The organism is Paenibacillus sp. EPM92 (assembly GCF_016586185.1).
Lineage (GTDB): Bacteria > Bacillota > Bacilli > Paenibacillales > NBRC-103111 > Paenibacillus_G > Paenibacillus_G validus.
In genome coordinates this window covers 40865-59958 of the sequence record NZ_BCPS01000025.1, presented here as the reverse complement: position 1 = coordinate 59958, position 19094 = coordinate 40865, and the positions used below count along the sequence as shown (strand labels likewise).

At 54.3% G+C, this 19094-nt stretch carries 18 protein-coding genes; 1 reads left to right on the top strand and 17 read right to left on the bottom strand.

The genetic code is table 11. The annotated features are described in order from the left end of the window. The 9 genes from JMF85_RS04995 to JMF85_RS04955 form a co-directional block, all read right to left on the bottom strand. The gene (locus JMF85_RS04995) at positions 1-873 is read right to left on the bottom strand and encodes a flagellar hook-basal body protein (protein ID WP_155615193.1); all 873 of its coding nucleotides are present in this window, start codon (positions 871-873) and stop codon (positions 1-3) included. Positions 874-941: 68 nt separating this feature from the next. Further along, a complete protein-coding gene (locus tag JMF85_RS04990) occupies positions 942-1841 on the bottom strand; it encodes a flagellar hook-basal body protein (RefSeq protein WP_155615192.1) in 900 nt (299 codons plus the stop codon). Between the two features lie 16 nt (positions 1842-1857). Beyond that, positions 1858-2856, bottom strand: a complete 999-nt coding sequence (gene mreB / locus JMF85_RS04985) for a rod shape-determining protein (RefSeq protein ID WP_201317839.1) — start codon at positions 2854-2856, stop codon at positions 1858-1860. Positions 2857-3085: 229 nt separating this feature from the next. Next, on the bottom strand, positions 3086-3373 hold the full coding sequence (gene spoIIID / locus JMF85_RS04980) for a sporulation transcriptional regulator SpoIIID (RefSeq protein WP_054796282.1): 288 nt from the start codon (positions 3371-3373) through the stop codon (positions 3086-3088). A 180-nt stretch (positions 3374-3553) separates the two neighbouring features. Continuing rightward, positions 3554-4285: a M23 family metallopeptidase gene (locus JMF85_RS04975; RefSeq protein WP_155615190.1), complete on the bottom strand. Its 732-nt coding sequence runs from the start codon at positions 4283-4285 to the stop codon at positions 3554-3556. A 66-nt stretch (positions 4286-4351) separates the two neighbouring features. Further along, the gene (gene spoIID / locus JMF85_RS04970) at positions 4352-5413 is read right to left on the bottom strand and encodes a stage II sporulation protein D (RefSeq protein WP_155615189.1); all 1062 of its coding nucleotides are present in this window, start codon (positions 5411-5413) and stop codon (positions 4352-4354) included. A 222-nt stretch (positions 5414-5635) separates the two neighbouring features. Further along, positions 5636-6970 carry a UDP-N-acetylglucosamine 1-carboxyvinyltransferase gene (murA, locus tag JMF85_RS04965; RefSeq protein WP_127609029.1) on the bottom strand — a complete coding sequence of 445 codons (1335 nt, stop codon included), beginning with the start codon at positions 6968-6970 and terminating at the stop codon, positions 5636-5638. Positions 6971-7106: 136 nt separating this feature from the next. Beyond that, a complete protein-coding gene (locus JMF85_RS04960) occupies positions 7107-7358 on the bottom strand; it encodes a DUF1146 family protein (protein WP_054796281.1) in 252 nt (83 codons plus the stop codon). A 146-nt stretch (positions 7359-7504) separates the two neighbouring features. After that, positions 7505-10021: a S8 family peptidase gene (locus JMF85_RS04955; protein ID WP_155615187.1), complete on the bottom strand. Its 2517-nt coding sequence runs from the start codon at positions 10019-10021 to the stop codon at positions 7505-7507. Between the two features lie 199 nt (positions 10022-10220). Between JMF85_RS04955 and JMF85_RS28615 the strand changes: the two genes are divergently transcribed. Next, entirely contained in the window at positions 10221-10442 is a 222-nt protein-coding gene (locus tag JMF85_RS28615; protein WP_372813644.1) for a zinc-ribbon domain-containing protein, read from the top strand. A 126-nt stretch (positions 10443-10568) separates the two neighbouring features. Here JMF85_RS28615 and JMF85_RS04950 read toward each other — a convergent pair whose 3' ends face one another. Genes JMF85_RS04950 through JMF85_RS04915 form a run of 8 tightly spaced genes read right to left on the bottom strand, consistent with a single transcriptional unit; the run spans position 10569 to position 19088 of the window. Next, on the bottom strand, positions 10569-12086 hold the full coding sequence (locus JMF85_RS04950; protein ID WP_127609100.1) for an NADH-quinone oxidoreductase subunit N: 1518 nt from the start codon (positions 12084-12086) through the stop codon (positions 10569-10571). Positions 12087-12090: 4 nt separating this feature from the next. Next, entirely contained in the window at positions 12091-13716 is a 1626-nt protein-coding gene (locus JMF85_RS04945; protein WP_141335936.1) for a complex I subunit 4 family protein, read from the bottom strand. Then, entirely contained in the window at positions 13709-15601 is a 1893-nt protein-coding gene (gene nuoL / locus JMF85_RS04940) for an NADH-quinone oxidoreductase subunit L (RefSeq protein ID WP_054796280.1), read from the bottom strand. The genes JMF85_RS04945 and nuoL overlap by 8 nt, the downstream gene beginning before the upstream one ends. A gap of 44 nt (positions 15602-15645) precedes the next feature. Then, a complete protein-coding gene (gene nuoK / locus JMF85_RS04935; protein WP_054796279.1) occupies positions 15646-15963 on the bottom strand; it encodes an NADH-quinone oxidoreductase subunit NuoK in 318 nt (105 codons plus the stop codon). Between the two features lie 2 nt (positions 15964-15965). Continuing rightward, positions 15966-16490 carry an NADH-quinone oxidoreductase subunit J gene (locus tag JMF85_RS04930; RefSeq protein WP_127609103.1) on the bottom strand — a complete coding sequence of 175 codons (525 nt, stop codon included), beginning with the start codon at positions 16488-16490 and terminating at the stop codon, positions 15966-15968. Next, entirely contained in the window at positions 16491-16934 is a 444-nt protein-coding gene (gene nuoI / locus JMF85_RS04925; protein ID WP_127609104.1) for an NADH-quinone oxidoreductase subunit NuoI, read from the bottom strand. A gap of 43 nt (positions 16935-16977) precedes the next feature. After that, entirely contained in the window at positions 16978-17985 is a 1008-nt protein-coding gene (gene nuoH, locus JMF85_RS04920) for an NADH-quinone oxidoreductase subunit NuoH (RefSeq protein WP_054799360.1), read from the bottom strand. Then, positions 17985-19088 carry an NADH-quinone oxidoreductase subunit D gene (locus JMF85_RS04915; protein WP_127609105.1) on the bottom strand — a complete coding sequence of 368 codons (1104 nt, stop codon included), beginning with the start codon at positions 19086-19088 and terminating at the stop codon, positions 17985-17987. The genes nuoH and JMF85_RS04915 overlap by 1 nt, the downstream gene beginning before the upstream one ends. Positions 19089-19094 lie beyond the last annotated feature (6 nt).

Below are 19094 nucleotides of genomic sequence, written 5' to 3'. Positions count from 1 at the left end.
TTATACGCGCAAATTGTTGGCCAGATTCGTCATTTGATCCGCTGAGGTCACCGCGCGAGAATTCAAGGTGAAGGTGCGCTGAATCGTCAGCAGCTCGGTCATTTCGTCCGCTAACCGGACATTGGATTGCTCAATAAATCCTTGCCGTACCGTGATCGGGTCGATGTTGTTGTTATCTGCGGTGACCGTCTGTAAAATTTCTTCCCGCTGCTGAGGCGTGATGTCGGCCGCTAAGCCATACAGGTTATCGCCGACTTGCTGAAGCAGCTGCGGGCGAACGACGCGAACCGTCTTGATCTGTCCTATCTCGATCGGCATAGCGGTCTTGTCCACTTCGTTATAAGCCAAGACTACGCCATTCGGCTGAACGTCTATGCGGTGGCTGTTCGGCACCCGAATCGGGTTATTATCCGCGCCGACGATGTAATGCCCGTCTTTGGTCGTCAAGTAACCGTCCGGATCTTCAGGATCGATCGAAGGCGAAATTTCGAATGCCCCATTGCGCGTCCAATGCGTCGTGGTCACCGGGACGTTAGTCGTATCGAGCGTCACCTCGGCGATCTCAAACAAGCCATTGCCTTCGATCGCGAAATCCAGCGGGTTGTCCGTCGCCTGCAGCGAGCCCTGCTCCATGTTCACATGCGCTTCAACCAGCTTGCTCCCCCAGCCTTGATTATAGCCGAGCGGCGTCAAACGGCCTTCCTTCTGGAAGCTGCCGGGCTGCTGCTTCACGCTAGTAAGCACGTCCTGAAAGGACGCTTCTTTGCGCTTATAGCCTGTCGTATTTACGTTGGCGATGTTGTTGGCGATCAAGTCGAGCTTTTGCTGAATCGAACGCATACTAACAGATGAATTAATCATCGAGTTGTTCATGTGTGATCCTCCTGAATCGTATCAAGCGTCAGGCCCGGCTCCAACCGGAAGCGGAGGTCCAGCGGATCCTAGATTCGCCCGATCTCGTTAACCGCTTTTTCCATGCTTTTATCATAAAATTGGACCATCTTCTGGTTCGCTTCATACGCACGCAATGCCGACATCATGTCGATCATGGACTGACCGGCGTCGACGTTAGAACGCTCCACGTACCCTTGCCGCACTTCGACCTGGTCGGCGGCATCTATCGGGCGGAACCCGCCTTCATCGGGATTGCTTAACCGATACAGACCGTTCCCTTCGCGAACCAGTTCATTCGGATTCTCGATACGCATAATCATCATCGCCATCGGGTCTCCGTTCTCCCCGGCAATGGGTTGTCCGTCGACGTTCGTAAATATGCCCGTTTGCGTGATGCGAAAGTTCGTGATCGGGGTCCGGGTCCCCGGCTCTACCAGCACGATAGGCTGACCGTCGCGGCCAAGCACCCGATGACCCTCGGAATCGATCATTTGCCCGTTCGCATCCAGCGAGAACTTCCCGTTCAGCGAGTACCGTTCCTCTCCCTCGGCATTCAGAATCGTGAAGAACGCCTGCGGTTGAATGATGCGTTGTCCGTTCTCATCGACATATTTACCCGAGCTGTCGAACGTGGCCCCGGGCACTACAATGTTCGAAACAAGCGCAAAATCGAACGGATTATTCGTCTCCTGCACATCCCCTTGCGCATGAAGAGAGACGTTCTCTTCAGCCATGACGCCGGTGTTGATCCGGCCGACCGTAGCTGAACCGGGCTCGTCCTTACCGCTGCGCACCCGAGCAATAAGCAGCTCGGGGAAAGAGCGGTTGATACCTGTCCCACCCTTAAAGCCTGGCGTATTGATATTGGCGATGTTGTTCGTCACGATATCATGCTTGCGCTGCTGGGCGATCATGCCGGAAGCAGCGGTATACAAGCCTCTTAACATCGGGGTCCGTACCTCCCTAGAATTTACGCTTGGTTACTTTATCCAGGTTGTCGAGCATGATGCCTGTCCCTTCGACGACGCAGTGCATCGGGTCTTCGGCAATCAGAACCGGGACCTTGAGCTCGTCCGCCAGCAATTGATCGATACCATGCAGCATGGCCCCGCCGCCGGTTAAGATGACGCCACGGTCGATGATGTCCGCCGACAGCTCCGGCGGCGTCCGTTCCAATACGGTCTTCGCAGCCGTTACGATAGAGGATACCGGTTCCCACAACGCCTCCTGGATTTCCTTCGAGTCGATGGTAATGGTCAACGGCAGCCCGCTTACCATATCCCGCCCGCGAATATCCATCTCTTCCCGTTTGCCGTCCGGATGTACCGTTCCAACCTTAATCTTGATATCCTCGCTTGTCCGTTCACCGATCAGGAGCTTGTACTTGCTTTTAATATATTTCATGATGGAAGAGTCGAACTTGTCCCCCGCGATCTTGATGGAGGAGGAGGTGACGATGTCGCCCATAGACAACACGGCGACGTCCGTAGTCCCTCCCCCGATATCGACGACCATGTTGCCGCTCGGCTGAAAAATATCCATGCCGGCGCCGATCGCCGCAGCCTTGGGTTCTTCCTCCAGAAAAACCTCCCGCGCCCCGCTCCGCTCGGCAGCTTCCCGTATGGCCTTCTGCTCGACGGACGTAATGTTCGTCGGGGCGCAGATCAGAATGCGGGGATGGCTGTACCACTTTCTTCCGCCAACTTTTTGAATGAAGTACTTCAACATCATTTCCGTTATTTCGAAATCGGCGATAACACCGTCTCTCAACGGACGAATGGCGACGATGTTACCCGGCGTCCGCCCCACCATGCGGCGGGCCTCTTCGCCGACGGCGAGCACCCGTTTTGTCTCGCTTTCAATCGCGACAACGGACGGTTCATCCAGGACCACGCCCCGACCTTTCACATGAATCAGGACGTTAGCGGTCCCCAGATCTATGCCGATATCCTTACTTAACATTCCAATCTTATCCTCCCTAACCAACCGTCCATCCTTCATTAATAGAAGCGGCACTACGAATGATATACGTTTCCTATTTAATTTCGACGTTAAATCGGAAATTCCTCTTTTTTGCAAATGGTTTTTCGACAAATCTCGCTTCACGGGCGGGCTGGTTCGGGAGAGAGGACAGTGACTCGGCTTCGCCCGTACAGCGGTTTCCCACCTCGGCGCGTCGCGCCGGGAGCGTTTACTTTACCGTCACAAGCTTATCTTGCGATTTCGGGCTGCGCGTTTTGCGATACTTGATTTTCGTCGCTTCTCCCCCGCGCAGGTGACGGATCGACTTGTGGTACTCCAGAATGTGCTTGACCTGATTGGCAAGCTCCGGATTGATTTCCGGCAGACGCTCCGTGAGATCCTTGTGCACCGTGCTCTTGGAAACACCGAACTCCTTGGCTATTGTGCGAACCGTATGCTTGGTTTCCACCAGGCAACGGCCGATCTTAATGGTTCGCTCCTTGATGTAATCGTGCACTCCCCTCGCCTCCCTACTCGAGTTAGTTTGGTACATTATATGAGGGGTGTTCGCTTATATTCTTTGTTTCACGGTTGTGACAAGCTTAGAATGTACAATTATTTTCAAGGACGAGCCGGCGAAGCCCCCGGACAAGCGTTCCGAAAAAAAAAGCAGGGGGTTCAAGTCCCCCTGCATTCCTTATGGTTGAACGATATGCTGCTCCGGATTCAAGGCCGGACCGCCTTGACCTTGGCGAAGCTCAAAGTGAAGATGTACGCCTTGCTCTTTCTCAAGTTCGTTGCGTCCCGCCATCGCGATGACATCGCCTTTCTTCACTTCCGTGTCTTTCGCGACCTTCACGTCCGCCAGGCTTTGGTACACCGATACGAGACCGTTGCTGTGCGTAATCTCAATGAGGTTGCCGACGATCGGATCTTTCTGCACCGCGGTTACCTTGCCGCTCATCACGGCCATGACGTCAAACGCTGTGTTGTCATGTTTGGCAAAATCCATTCCCATGTGCGGAGTGAACGTATCGCCGTATTCCACCATCGCCGCTTGTCTCACTTCGTTCGAAGCTTTGTTGTCGAAGAACGGGAGAATCACTTCCAGCTCATTGCGGTCTTTAAACGGCCATTGCAACGTTTCTTGCTTTGCGGATGTAGCGACAGCGTCAGAACCGGATACGTTATCCGTAACGGTCCCGGTCTTTGCGGGGTCAGTCCCTACCGTGGTGTCGGAGTTAAACGTGCCCGCACCCTGGTACACCCACATTAACGTTAAGATGATTGCCGCTGCTGCCATGTACGTTGCTGGAAACACCCACTTTTTGCCGAGCAATCTTTTCCAGGATGAGGTATTGCCGCCTTGCGCTCCTTCGATATTTTTAGGAGCTTCTTGTTTTTGTACATCTTTCTTTTGATCATTCATCTATTATCACCTCGCTAACCAGTCTTGCCGGATTTGCGAGATTTATACGCGGCTAAACCTAGCTTTTTACAAACTTTTTCCTTTCAATAAGGTAGAGGCCTTGCCGAAGTCGATGCCGGTATAGAAATACTTCACGATCTCCTCCGCTTTCCGCCCTTCTCGCGCCATGCCGTTGGCGCCCCACTGGCTCATGCCGACCCCGTGACCGTAACCGAACGTAACAAATGTCCATGTCCCGTTCGCATAGCTCCATTGGAACTGGCTGGAGTTCAAGCCTAGTTTCTCGCGAAACTCGCGGCCAGTGAAAGATTTGCCGCCCACAGTCAGGCGCTTGATCCGATGACCAGCGCTACGCTCCATCACTTTCAGCCCTGTCTTCGCGCCGGCGGTTACCGGTACGGCTGCCGGAAGTCCCAGCTTGCGCTGCAGCTCGCGGTCCGTGAACGTCACGGTTTCCTTGTAGCGCGGCGATAGCTGCGCATCCCAAGGACTCGCCACGCTGCGCAGGTAAGGCAATTTCAAGTTCCAATAATCCTCCGAGTTTTCCGTGTACCCGTTGCTGGTAGAGAAGAAGCTCGCATCGATCGGCTGGCCCTCATACGTAAGCACGATATCCTTCGTCTCCTCGACCGACCGCCTCAGCTTGGCCATATTCGTCGCATATAGCTCCGGCTCCCATCGGCGCCTTAGCTCCTCGTCGTTTACATAGGCCTGATGCGCCGTCGTATCGGTAACCACCGCCTCCGAGCCGGGGACCTCGATCCTGTCTCCGCTCAACACCCTGCGGACGATATACGTGCGCGCAGCCATCGCCTGCGCCTTCAGCGCTTCCAGCTCGAACTCGACAGGCATCTCGGCGGCAACAACTCCAAGCACGTAAGTTTCCAGCGCGATGCGATCGGTCATTTGTTTGCTGCTGACGTAGACGGGAATCCGCATCGAGGCCGCTTCTTCAGCTGAGGGCGGGCTCCCTTCATGGCGGACCGCTTGGGACGATTCATGCTTTCCCCCGGGCGTATGTACAAACAGCCAAGGAACGATCACGATGACAGATAAAAAACCTGCCAACCACAAAGCGAACCAGCGGGCCCATTTCGACTGCGTGCGTGAAAGCTTGTACTTCATCATCGGCTCGCGCTCCTCCGTCCTCTGTTGCATCTTAAACCGTGCTGCAGGTATTTTCATTTTATGAGGCCAAAAGATAGAATAGAACCCTAAAGAAAGAGACGCCTCCGCACATGCGAATTGAAAGATTCAAGGCCGGAAAGCTGCCGGCACAGCGCCCCCAGACACAGCAAAAAACCGATTCTTCCTGAAAGAATCGGTTCACGCGTCAGTCATGAATATAGGTCAAGCCAAAGTCGGCTGCACCACAAACAACGGCAGGGTATCAGGCTCCCTTTGCTTTTCCGTTTCCGGCAATTCGATAGGCATCCGTTTAATATCCGCCCCGAGCCGGGAGAGCTTCTCCGCAATCTCGACATACCCGCGGTCGATATGGTGAATGCCTGTAATCTCGGTATCGCCTTCGGCGGCCAGCGCCGCCAGTATCAATGCCGCTCCGGCGCGCAGGTCGGTGGCGCATACTTTCGCGCCCTGCAGTTTCACACCGCCGCTAACGACGGCAGTCCGGCCCTCTACCTTAATCTGCGCGTTCATGTTCGTCATCTGCTCCACGTGCATGAAGCGGTTTTCGAACACCGTTTCCGTTACGAGGCTGGTACCGTCTGCGGTTAACAATAGCGCCATCATTTGCGACTGCATGTCGGTCGGGAATCCCGGGTACGGCAGCGTCTTCACGTCCACTGCACGAAGCGGCCGATCGGTGGTGTACACGCGCAGCCCGTTCTCGTCTTCATCGATTTGAACGCCCATTTCCTGCATCTTGGAGATAACCGGGCGCAGATGATCGCCAATCGCGCCTTCAATGTATAAGTCGCTGTTCGTGATTGCGGCAGCAATCATATATGTACCTGCTTCGATCCGATCCGGAATGACCGTATGAACAGCACCTCTCAGCCGTTCAACGCCGTCGATGCGAATGGTTCCCGTTCCGGCTCCCCGAATCGTGGCCCCCATGGCGTTCAAATAATTGGCGAGGTCTACAATTTCAGGCTCCTTGGCCGCATTCTCGATCAGCGTCGTGCCTTCGGCAAGCGTGGCCGCCATCATGATGTTCTCGGTCGCCCCAACGCTCGCAACGTCCAAGTAAATTTTGGCGCCCTTCAGTCTGCCGTTAATCCGCGCTTCAATGTACCCTTGGCCGAGCTCGATCTCCGCACCCATGGCCTCGAATCCTTTCAGATGCTGATCGATCGGCCTGGTTCCGATCGCGCAGCCGCCGGGCAGCGAAATTCTTGCTTGGCCCATCCGCGCCAGCAGCGGCCCCATGACGAGGAAGGAAGCGCGCATTTTACGCACCAGTTCATATGAAGCTTCACACGTTTGAAGACGGACGGCATTGATGCGAATGGATTCCTGTTTATATTCAACTTCAACGCCCAAACTCTCAAGCACCTTATTGATCACCAAGACGTCATCCAAAGGAGGCGCATCATGGATGACGCTCTCCCCTTCCATTCCCAGTAAAGAGGCTGCGATAATCGGCAGCACGGCATTCTTGGCGCCGTGAATTCGCACTCTGCCTGATAATTTCTTGCCGCCGCGGACGATAATTTTGCTCATCTGGATCCCCCTCCGCGTATCATTGTACGTTTTCGTTTATCGATCACGATAGCATTCGTGACGAAGGTTGATTTTAATACGGTTGTACTATCCATTGTTGACAAGATTCTCCTTGGTTATTCGAATACCCGGGATTTCAAAAGATTCCGGAGAACCACGTCGACCAGGCCAAGTAATCGATCACGAACTGCGCAACCTGATAACCGAGCGCGACGGAGAGCAAAATTTGCAGCAATTTGGCCTGCATGCTTCGAGGCCGCTTAAACAAGCTATCAAGCTTCAATTCCTGCAGTGACCACCAGGAAACGCCGATTAACACAAGCACAAGCACAATATTCAGCATGCCCTTCATACCGATGGAGGCGTTCATTTGATCTACATAGTCCATTGGAAATCCACGCTCGCTTTCTCGTTCTCTTCACCATCCCGTATTTGCTTCATCGGTTGACAGTGAGTCTCTACTTGCATGTTTACCCCGGAGCTTGCAGGATTAATCGGTCTTTGGAACCACATGTTAACCGGGCCGTCCCGCTCTTACGGCAATGCCCCTGCAAGCAACTGAACGAATTCGGCTCGCGTCGCTTGTTGATCGGGCCGGAATGTACCATCGTCGTAGCCGCCGACCAGACCTTCCGCCTTCATCTGCTTCAACAGACCTGCGCCCCAATAATTTTCTTCGATATCGGAAAAAGGCGCCTGTCCCCGGAGCTTGCCGCTCTTGTTCAGGCTGCGCGCAAGCATCGCCGTCATCTCCATCCGGGTAACGGGTTGATCCGGCCCGAACGTACGGTCGGGGTAGCCTTCGATCACGCCGGCCTGCGCCGCTTGGGCGATATAAGTGTAAGCCCAATGCGTGCTGCTTAAGTCCGAATACGCAATGCTCCGCAGTTTATTCAGTTGAAACGCGCGTGACAGCACGGCCGTCGCTTCCGCTCGTGTAATCGGGCGATCCGGTTGAAACGTGTAATTATCATAACCGTTAATGATTTGGCGGTTTGTTAATCGGACAATCGCCTCTTGCCCCCAATGTCCGCGAATATCGCTATACCCGCCAGTGAGCGGCTTGCTATCGACCAGCAGCTGATACATCCGATTGTCGAACGGTTGATTCGAAGTGAGCTTCACGTAGTAAGTGCCGGGATCAAAGCGCCCGGATAATTTCTGGTTATCCGCAAAGTCGTTCATCGAGCCGGCCATTGATTTCAACGTACCGTCGAATAAAGTCATGTAGATTTGGACCTGCGACGGAATTTCGCTGACGACGATCTGCACATAGCTGTCCTCTTCGATGCGGAACTGATACCAATCGATATCGTTCGATTTATCGAGCAAGCCGTTGTATGGCATACCGAGCGAAACAGCCGTCGCCTGATAGGAACGGTTATTCGGCTCATTCGGATCGATCAGCTTCGCATTGTACTCGATTTTCAGCGTATACTCGCCTACGATCGGATTTTCGTATTCCTTCACGTTCGTTACGCGGATATAGTAGCTGCCCGGGAACACCTCCGACAATTCGTAGCTTTCCGTCACGCCGTCGTCGCCCGAATCTACCGTCACCGACCTCTCGCCTTGTCTCTGCACCAATAAGACCGGGTCGATCCGCGCCGTATCGGTCGACAACGTCACTCGAATAGAGCCGGACTGCTCGACCGGAATTTCAAACCAATCGGCATCGTGGTACTGATGGAACGTGCCTTTGATCGTTTGACTTCGGGCCGGGAGCACATAGGCTTTATACTGTTTATCGTTATCTTCAAAAGGATCGCGGTACGTTTCGAAGGAAGTGGTCCATTGGTACGGAACCATGGAACTGAAACTGCGATCTTTCAATTGAAGCTGTATGTAACTGCGTCCTTTCGTCACCTTAAAAGGAACGGTCTGTCCGTTCTGCGCCGACTTGCTCGTAAGGACGCCGGAAGCGTCCGTGTGCTGGATGTTAACCGTCTGCCCCGGATCGATATCAAAGGTAACATTAACCGTCCCGTCATAGGGCGCGTCCATATAATACCAATCGGTATCCGATCCTCCGGCGAAGGCGGCAGCCGTCTTTTTGCTGATAGAGATCGATTTCGCCTGATCCTTGCGTTGATTCGGTTCGTACATGTCGAGGGAAAATGGTTCGGTCAACAACCGATCGACGCGCAAACTGCCGTACCCGGTCGAGGAATCCCACCCGCTGGCGTCCAAATCATCGGCGGTTTGACGAATCCACTGCCGAATTTGGTAAGCCTTCATCTCCGGATTCCGCCCCCAGATAAGCGCTGCCGCTGCCGCCACCTGCGGCGCAGCCATGGAGGTGCCGTCTTTGTTCTCATAAGAGCCGCCGAGCCCCGTCGTAAATACGTTCCACGGCGCCACAACGTCGATTTCGAGACCGGTATTCGATCGGGGGTCGATCTGTCCGTTCTCGGTCACTCCCCCTACGGCGAGCACTGTCGGATAAGCAGCCGGATATTTAACCCGGTTACCTTCGTTTCCGGTTGCGGCTACCAGCAGCACATCCCGCTCCTCCGCATACTTGACGATATCGCTTAAATAAGCCGAATATTTATTCAGCCCTAAGGAAAGCACGACGATTTTGGCCCCGTGATCAACGGCATAGCGGATTCCTTCACCCAGCTTCTGCTCGTCTCCCGAGCCATCCGCCTCGAGCGCCTTAATCGGCATCATGCGGGTTTTCCACAGCATGCCTGCGACTCCGCGGTCGTTATTGCCGACTGCGCCGATAATACCGGCGACGTTCGTCCCATGCCCGTTGTCGTCTTCCGGCGGCAGCGACGGCTGAATCAGATTGACGCCTTTTACCAGGTTCGGCTTCAGATCCGCGTGCGACAACTGGACGCCTGTATCGACGATGGCAATCGTCATGCCTGTATTTTCTTGCGTTACGTCCCAGGCTTCGCTCATATGAATTTGCTGCAGGTTCGATTGCTTCGTCAAGAACGGGTCGTCCGCTTGAGCGGCAAAAACCGTCCCGCTGCACGTCAGGAAAATCGCAAGGCCTGTGAACGATGCGATCATGGTTTGTTTGAACGTTTTGGGGTTCATCGTCATCAAAATCCTTTGTACTGATTTTCACCTGCCACACTTCATTATCCCATTCTAAGCGTTATGGCTAGAGGGTGCAACTGGATATTTTTTTTCGCGTGTTCCTCAGATGCGTGGCCGGTTGTCCGTTCGAGTTTACATATGAATTTACCGGGGCCGTTCCTTCATACGCTAGCTATGCAATCCATAAATCATATGAATGCGAGTGATGCAGATGGCGGTGTCCTTTTGTTCGCATTGTAATGAAAAGCTGCAAGAAGGTTCTCTGGTCTGCAAGTACTGCGGAGCTCTGGCAAACGAAGCGGCAGAAGCTTCTCGGCCCCACAGCGATGATACGACAACGTCCCGCAAAGGCAGGTACGTGTACATTCTCCTCATCGCGATCGTCATCCTCGTCCTACTCTTCTTCCTATACAGCTAACCGATTTGGGGCAGCCTCCGCTGCTCCTTTTTCATCCCGCATTCCTCCCTTCAAACGCACGTGAAAAAGCCCGCATTCCCGGGATCGATACGATCGTTCCGGAAGTGCGGGCTTAGCCCTCGGCTATTAACTAAACATAAACAAATCTTGCGTGAGCGTGAAAATCTGCTCGATGTAGGCCAGCACGCCTTGCGGGAACAGACCGAGCAGTACGCTGGCAGCCGCGCAGAGCCACATGGTGATGCTCAGCGGAAGCGCCGGCCGAATCGGTGCGGATGCGTCGTCGCTGCGCATGAACATTTGGCGGATGAGGCCGAAATAGTAGTAGAACGAAATGACGCTCGTCGCAATCAGGATCGCGCCCAGCCAGTAATGCTGCGTCTGCATCGCGCCCAGCAGGATGAACAGCTTCCCGAAGAAGCCGGCCGAGACCGGCAGTCCCGCGAGGGACAAGACGAGCAGCACGGTGGCGACCGCCATACCCGGAGCGCGATAGTACAGGCCGGCGAACCCTTTAAGATCTTCTTCTCCGGTCGAGCGCTCGATGATCATCAACACGGCGAACATCCCGATGTTCATGAACAGATACGCGATCAGGTAGTAAACAAATTCGGCAAAATTCGAGAAATGCACGATCGAGAATTGAACCGCGATCGGCACAAGCAGGTAGCCCGAGTTAGCGATGCCTGAATAGGCGAGCAGGCGCTTCAAGTTCGTTTGGCGAAGCGCGACGAAGTTGCCGACGATCATCGCCGCAGCCGCCACCACCATCATCCCCAGCAGAAAGTCGCTGTGAATCGGCGTCCCCATGATGCCCGGCGAGGCGAAGACAGTATACATGACGCGGAACAAGATCGCGAATGCGGCCGCTTTCGAGACGACGGCCAGGAATGCGGTTACCGGGGTGAAAGACCCCTGATACACGTCCGGCGCCCACATATGGAACGGCGCTGCCGCTGCTTTAAAGCCGAAGCCCGCCAGCAGCAGGAAGAAGCTCAAGTAAATCATCGGCTGCAGCGTCTCTCCGCTCCGCTCCAGCACGCTGCTAATCTGCGGGATCACCGTCGAACCGGTCATTCCATAGAGGAACGACATGCCGTACAAGATGACCGCGGACGAAATGCCGCCCAGCACGATATATTTAAAGGCGGCTTCGTTAGTCAGCCAATTTTTCTTCCGCATCGCGACCAGGATGTAGGATGTGATGCTAAGCAGCTCAAGGCCGACGAACAGCGTAATCAATTCGCCGGACGAAGCCATGATCATACCGCCGATCGTGGCCGGCAGCAGCAAGTAATAGTATTCGCCGACATGCGGCACTTCCTCTTCCCGAACCGAGCCGATGCTCATGAACGTTACAAGTCCGGCGCCCACAAGCAGCACCAGCTTGATGATGCTGGCAAAATCATCGATCCGGTAGCTGTAGAGAAGCAGCTGCTTCGGTTCCGCCGGATTCAACTGATACAGGACGACGAATACGGCCGATATCGCAATGCTGATCAGCGACAACCAACCGAGCCACGTTCGGCCGGCTTGACGAGGCAGCAGCAAATCGAGCAGCGACAGAATGACGGCAGCGACGACAAGCGTCAGCTCCGGTGCCAGCAGACCGAGATCTTGGAGTTGAAGACGTATTGGTTCCACCGGTCTAACCCCCCATCTTCGTTACGCTGCGAATGAATTGATCGAAACCGACGACGGTTTGATGCAGCGGCTCGCTCAGTACGCTCGGGTAAATCCCGAGCACTACAATAAACGCCACGAGCGTAATCATTGGAATCGCCTCGATGAAACGTGCGTCCCGCATCGCAGGCAGCTCGGTCCGGGACGGACCGTAGGTGATGCCGAGCACCCCGCGCAGCACGTACACGGCGGCCAGAATGATGCCGAGCGCTCCGACAGCCGTCAAGATGGGGTGCGATTCAAACAGCCCTACAAAAGCAAGAAACTCGCTGATAAAGCCGGACAGCCCCGGCAGCCCGAGCGACGCCATACCCGATACAAGCAGGATGCCGGAGATGAACGGCACCGACTTCGCCAGTCCGCCGAGCTCATCCAGCTTCGTTGTACGGGTGCGCTCATAGATGCTGCCGACGATCAGGAACATCAACGCCGAGATCAAGCCGTGCGAAACGAGCTGGAAGATCGCGCCTTCCATGCCGATCGTGTTGAATGCGGCAATCCCGAGAAGCACGATGCCCATATGGCTAATACTCGAGTAGGCCAACACAAGCTTGAATTCCTTCTGCACGAAGGCGAGCACCGCGCCGTACAAAATATTGACGATTCCCAGCACGGCGAGCACGGTTCCCCAGGCCACCGCTTGATCCGGGAACAGCAGGATGCCGAAGCGGATTAAACCGTACGCCCCCATTTTCAGCAAGAGGCCGGAGTGAATCATGACGATCGACGGAGGCGCCTCCGTATGTACCTTGAGCATCCAGGTATGGAACGGGAAGAGCGGCAGCTTGATGCCGAACGCCACGAGCAGCATGAGGAACAGCGCCCATTTCATCGTATCGCTTAAGAAAAATACGTTGCCTTCCAGATCGCTCTGATTGACATAAGAGTCGGCATTTTGAAACAAGTTTTCCGTGATTACGTTGAGATCGCCGGAGTAGTGAATCGTAACGCCGTTCTCCACCGCCGTTTGCGTGAAGCCAGCCGTACTGACCAAGATGAGAAAGGCGATGATCATAATCGCCGAGCCGAGGCCGTTATAGATGAGGAACTTGTTGGCCGCCCGTTCGCGGTCCATGTATCCCCAAATTCCGATCAGGAAGAACATCGGCACCAGCGTCAATTCGAAGAAAGCGAAAAACAAGAACAGGTCTTGCGCCATGAATACGCCGAACATCCCCATCTCGAGCAGCAGAAACCAGATGAAGTACGACTTCCACCGCTTCTTGATGTACACGGAAGCCAGAGCGGCCATCGTGGAGACAAGCGCCGTCAGGAACACGAGCGGCAGCGACAGCCCGTCGACCGCGAGCGTGAACTTGAACTCCAGGAAGTAGGCCGACATTTGGCTTAAGCCCTGCGTCTCTCTATCCAGCGGGATTGAAATCCACGGCAGATCTTCTTTAAACTGCATGCCGCCCACATTCGAATTGAATTTCACATAGAGCCATGCGGACAAAATCAATGGAATAAGCGTGACGGCAATAGCCGTAATTTTGATCCATTGGCCCTGCGTCTTAGGCATGAACAGCAGGATCAGCACACCGATGAGCGGCGAGAACGTAATCAACGACAAAATCGGGAAATTATCCAAAGTTGATGAACCTCCTTCCCGCGATCACAAGCATCAGGACGAGCAAACCGAGCAACGTCGCAAGACCGTACGTTTGCACTTGCCCGTTCTGCAAGCGGGAACCGAGGCGGCCAAGACCCGTTACGGCATAAGTCGATAAGCGCACGACCCCATCCACCACGTATACGTCGAACAGATTCAGCACCTGTCCGATCGCCCCCAGCGGACGTACCCATACGGCTTGATACAGTTCGTCAATGTAATATTTGCGGTTCAGCAGCCTATACAGCCAAGGCGCCGAGGACACGAACGACGCTGAAGAAATCGATCGTTTCACGAACACCAGGTAACCGAAGCCGATGCCCAACAAGCCGACGACGTTAGATAAAATCATAACGAGCGCGGATGCATGCTCTTCTGCTTCATGACCGGTCAGCCACCCGCCTAACCACGGGTTAAACGGTGTGAACACGAAGCCCGCTGCGACGGCTAATACGGCGAGTACGATCAGCGGGAATGTCATCGTCCCCGGCGATTCGTGAACGTCATGACGGTGCGGGTTTCTCGATTTGCCGAAAAACACCAGGAAGAACAATCTCGACATATAGAATGCCGTGAAGAAGGCAGCCGCCAGCCCGACAATCAGCAATCCGTAATGTCCGGTGTTATACGCCTCCGTCAAGATCGCGTCCTTCGACCAGAAGCCGGACAAGGGCACGATGCCGCTAAGCGCCAAAGCGCCGATGGCGAATGTCCAAGCCGTGATTTTCATTTTGCGGCCTACGCCGCCCATCTCGTGAATGTCCTGCGTATGCACGGCATGGATGACGCTGCCCGCTCCGAGGAACAGCAGCGCTTTGAAGAAAGCATGCGTGAACAAGTGGAAAATCCCCGCCGTGTAAGCCGCCGCCGTTCCGATCCCAAGCGCCATCATCATGTACCCGAGCTGACTGACCGTCGAGTAAGCGAGAATACGTTTTATATCGTTCTGCGCGGTGCCGATCGTCGCCGCGAAAATCGCCGTAAACGCCCCGACCACCGCTACGACGGTAAGAGCCGCAGGCGCTGCCGTGAAAATATCGAAAGTACGCGCCACCAAGTAAACGCCGGCCGCTACCATCGTCGCGGCGTGAATGAGCGCACTGATCGGCGTAGGACCTTCCATCGCGTCCGGCAGCCACGTATGCAGCGGGAACTGCCCCGATTTCCCCATCGCACCGATAAAAATCAGAATGGCAATCCACGTCGCTATTTCCTCGGAAATTTTTCCGCTTGAGAAGGCGTTGCTGATCGAAGTGAAATCGAGCGCATGATCCGGCATCGCCCAGAACAGCAGCAGAATGCCAATGAATAATCCGACATCGCCGACGCGGGTAACGATGAACGCCTTCTTCGCCGCTGCGCGCGCTTCCGGCTTGAAATACCAGAAGCCGACAAGCAGGAAGGAACAAACACCGACGAGTTCCCAAAATATGTAGAGCTGTACGAGATTCTCGGAAATGACGAGTCCCAGCATCGAAAACGTAAATAACGCGATATAGGCGAAGAACACGTTGATCCGTTCGTCGTCGTGCATGTAGCCTTTGGAATAAATATTGACGAGTAAGCTGACAAGCGTCACGATCACGAGCATGAGCGAATTGAGATTCGTCACCTCGAAGCCCATCGTCAAGACGACGTCGCCGAGCTTAATCCATTGCAGCTTGTTCCACGTGTAACCTTCAAGGTGTCCCCCGATCCGTTCCATGAAGACCAGCACGGACAACACGAACGAAGCGAACACGGCTACAATGCTAATATAGGCGCCTACTTCCCGCAGCGAGCGTCCTGCCGCCGTTAAGATCAAAAACGACAGCAGCGGAAACAACGGGATGAGCCAGGCGTATTGCGAGTAAGCCGATATCATGAGCTTAAATCCTCCTCTACGCGTTTGCCGACGGCAAACCTGCGCTATCGCTTCAGCGAATCCATATCCCCAACATCCGTTGTTCCCTTATTGCGGTAGAGCGCAATCAAAATTGCGATGCCGACGGCCGCTTCGGCTGCGGCAACGGTAATGTTGAACAGCGAGAAAATTTGACCGGTCAAACTTGGCTGAGCCCCGAACTTGGAAAATGCGACCAAATTCAAGTTGACCGCATTAAGCATCAGCTCGATGGACAGCAAGACGATGACGGCATTTTTCTTGGACAACGCTCCGTAAAGCCCGATGCAAAACAAGATGGCCGCAAGCGTTAAATAAGGGGTGGCTAAGCCGCTGGCTCCCATGCTTAATCCTCCTCCCTCTTCGCCACGATGATCGCACCGATGAAGGCTACCGTCAGCAGCAGCGACATCAATTCAAACGGCAGAACGTGAAGGTTAAAGAGCAGCTTCCCGATTTCCATCGTATTGTCTTCCACCTTCGGGAACTCGCCGGTCGGCAGCTCCGTCCGTTGGATGACGTAGAAGATGATCCCGAACAACCCCGCAGCCCCGATGAACAACAGCCCGTTATGCCAAGGGCGCTTCGGCTCCTCTTCTTCGTTGTGGTGCTTGGTCATCATAATTCCGAAGATCATCAAAATCGAGATGGCCCCGGCGTAGATAAGAATTTGGACCACGGCCACAAATTCCGCCTGCAGCACGACGTACAAGCCGGCCAAGCTAACGAAGGTTAACGCGAGCGCCAATACCATGTGCACCACTTTCGTGTAGCTGAGCATGAAGATCGCTCCGCCGATGGCCAGCAGCGCACACACGAAGAACACCAGGTTTTCACCGCTGGATAAAAAAGTCACGACGTTGGATAGCATTTACTTCGCACCGCCCTTCGGCATCGCGGAGTTATTTTCTTTACGTATGTTCGAATTGTTATCGTTCAACCACTCCAGGTTTTTGAACAAATCGTCGCGGCTGTATGTGCTCAGCTCGAAGTTGTTCGTCATGACGATCGCTTCCGTCGGACAAACCTCGGTACACAGATCGCACAGGATGCAAATTTCAAAATTAATATCGTAGGTGTCGATGACCTTGCCTTTTTTCTCGGGGTCGGGATTCGGTTTACCTACCAGATTGATGCACTCGGTCGGACAAATGCGCGCACATTGATTGCAGACGATACATTTCTCCGGATCGAAGTGCTGGATGCCTCGAAACCGGTCCGGCATTTCGAGCGGGACGTCCGGATAGGCGTACGTGATTTTCTTCTGCGTCAAGCTCTTCAACGTTACGCCCAGGCCTTTTACAATGCCTTTCATTTCACATTCACCCTTTCGTCAATCAATACGGCTGCCGGTTTCGTCACATCGCAATCGCCATGTAAATTGCCGTCACAAAAATGTTCAGCAGCGCCAGCGGCAGCAGCACCCGCCATCCGAGACCCATCAGTTGATCCACCCGAACCCGCGGCAGCGTGCCCCGGATCCAGATGAGTACGAATACGATGAGTGAAAACTTCAGCAAGAACCAGACGATTCCCGGAATAAAATCGAGGAACGTGAACGGCGCATGCCATCCGCCCAGAAAGAGCGTCGTCGTCAGTCCGGAAATCGCAAACACATATACATACTCCGCCAGCATGAAAAAGGCGAACCGGAACCCGCTGTACTCAACATGGTAACCCGCAACAAGCTCAGATTCGGCCTCAGGCAAGTCAAAAGGCGTCCGGTTTAACTCGGAGACGGCTGCCACAACGAATACGGCGAACCCGACAATTTGCGGCAGGAAGTTCCAATGCCAGAAGCCGCCGGCTTGGCCTTCTACGATTCGATTCAAGTTCATGCTGCCGGTCATCATGATCACGCCGACGACGGAGATGACGAGCGGAATTTCGTAGCTGATCATCTGCGCGGCGGAACGCATGCCGCCAAGCAGCGCATATTTGTTGTTCGACGCCCAGCCCCCAAGCACGATGCCGATCGTGGAGATTCCCGACAGCGCCACGTAATACAGGACGCCGACGTTGAGATCGCTGCTGATCAGGGTGCTCGAATAAGGGATGACTGCCGTGACGACAAAGGCCGGAATAAACGTAATGATCGGCGCAAGGATGAACAACTCGCGGTCGGCCTTCCTCGGAATCGTGTCCTCTTTAATCAACAGCTTGAACACGTCCGCCACCGTTTGCAACAGACCGAGCGGGCCCGTACGGTTCGGTCCGATCCGCAGCTGCATCCATCCGAGGATTTTGCGTTCAAAGTAGATGGCGTAGGTCACGAAGCCGAGAATGACGAGAAGCAGCACGACGACCCATGCAAAGAAAATGGCCGCGTTCGTCCATGTTAAAGGCTGCTGCAATAAATCCGGCATTAACAATCGACCTCCCCGACGACGATATCAATGCCTCCGAGGATCGTAATCAAATTCGTCATCGTTTCCCCGACAAGCAGCTTAGGCAAAATTTGCAGATTGACAAACGACGGTCTGCGGAATTTTAAGCGGTATGGCTTATCTTTGCCCTTGGAAATAATGTAACAGCCGATCTCGCCGCGGGGCGATTCGATCGCCGAGTAAATTTCCCCTTCGGCCGGACGCAGGACACGAGGCACTTTGCCCATGATCTCACCGTCCTCCGGAAATTGCTCGACCGCCTGTTCCAAAATGCGGAGCGACTGGACGACTTCCTCCATTCGCAGGTTATAACGATCGAAGCAATCGCCGTTGGTCGATACCGGTATGTCGAACTCGAAGCGATCATAGATGCTGTAAGGCTGATCCTTCCGTAAGTCCCACTTCACCCCGGTGCAGCGCAAATTCGCGCCGCTTAGCCCGTAAGCGATCGCCGTCTCGGCATCATACTTGCCGACTCCTTTAATCCGGGCCAAGAAAATCTCGTTCCCGGTCACGAGATTATGATACTCATTCAGTTTATCACGCATATAGGGAATGAATTCCCGCACCTTCTGAATCCAGCCTTCCGGTGCATCCCATTTCACTCCGCCTACGCGCATATAGTTATAGGTTAAGCGGGCGCCGCAAAGCTCGTTAAATAGGTTGATGATAATTTCCCGATCGCGGAACGCGTACAGGAAAGGGCTCATGGCCCCGATATCGAGCAAGTACGTTCCCCACCAGACCAAATGGCTGGCGATACGCTGAAGCTCCATCACAATCAGCCTTAGAAACTCGGCGCGCTCCGGGATTTCAAGCCCCATCAATCGCTCCACCGCATTGACGAGTACATAATTGTTCGTCATGGCGGAAACGTAATCCATTCGGTCGGTGTAAGGAATGATTTGCGTATACGTCAGGTTCTCGGCCAGCTTCTCCGTACCACGGTGCAAATAGCCCATGACCGGAATCGCTTCCGTAATCATCTCGCCGTCCAGCTTGACGATAATTCGGAAAACGCCGTGCGTACTCGGATGCTGAGGCCCAACATTCAATAAAATTTCTTCGGTTCTAATGGCCAAGCTTCA

Bases quoted from the DNA above. Each gene is read 5' to 3' on its own strand.
- JMF85_RS04955 (WP_155615187.1), bottom strand. From the start codon at position 10,021: ATGAACCCCAAAACGTTCAAACAAACCATGATCGCATCGTTCACAGGC.
- mreB (WP_201317839.1), bottom strand. From the start codon at position 2,856: ATGTTAAGTAAGGATATCGGCATAGATCTGGGGACCGCTAACGTCCTG.
- nuoK (WP_054796279.1), bottom strand. From the start codon at position 15,963: ATGGGAGCCAGCGGCTTAGCCACCCCTTATTTAACGCTTGCGGCCATC.
- spoIID (WP_155615189.1), bottom strand. From the start codon at position 5,413: ATGATGAAGTACAAGCTTTCACGCACGCAGTCGAAATGGGCCCGCTGG.
- nuoI (WP_127609104.1), bottom strand. From the start codon at position 16,934: ATGAAAGGCATTGTAAAAGGCCTGGGCGTAACGTTGAAGAGCTTGACG.
- JMF85_RS04930 (WP_127609103.1), bottom strand. From the start codon at position 16,490: ATGCTATCCAACGTCGTGACTTTTTTATCCAGCGGTGAAAACCTGGTG.
- JMF85_RS04975 (WP_155615190.1), bottom strand. From the start codon at position 4,285: ATGAATGATCAAAAGAAAGATGTACAAAAACAAGAAGCTCCTAAAAAT.
- JMF85_RS04990 (WP_155615192.1), bottom strand. From the start codon at position 1,841: ATGTTAAGAGGCTTGTATACCGCTGCTTCCGGCATGATCGCCCAGCAG.
- JMF85_RS28615 (WP_372813644.1), top strand. From the start codon at position 10,221: ATGCGAGTGATGCAGATGGCGGTGTCCTTTTGTTCGCATTGTAATGAA.
- murA (WP_127609029.1), bottom strand. From the start codon at position 6,970: ATGAGCAAAATTATCGTCCGCGGCGGCAAGAAATTATCAGGCAGAGTG.
- JMF85_RS04995 (WP_155615193.1), bottom strand. From the start codon at position 873: ATGAACAACTCGATGATTAATTCATCTGTTAGTATGCGTTCGATTCAG.
- nuoH (WP_054799360.1), bottom strand. From the start codon at position 17,985: ATGCCGGATTTATTGCAGCAGCCTTTAACATGGACGAACGCGGCCATT.
- JMF85_RS04960 (WP_054796281.1), bottom strand. From the start codon at position 7,358: ATGGACTATGTAGATCAAATGAACGCCTCCATCGGTATGAAGGGCATG.
- nuoL (WP_054796280.1), bottom strand. From the start codon at position 15,601: ATGATATCGGCTTACTCGCAATACGCCTGGCTCATCCCGTTGTTTCCG.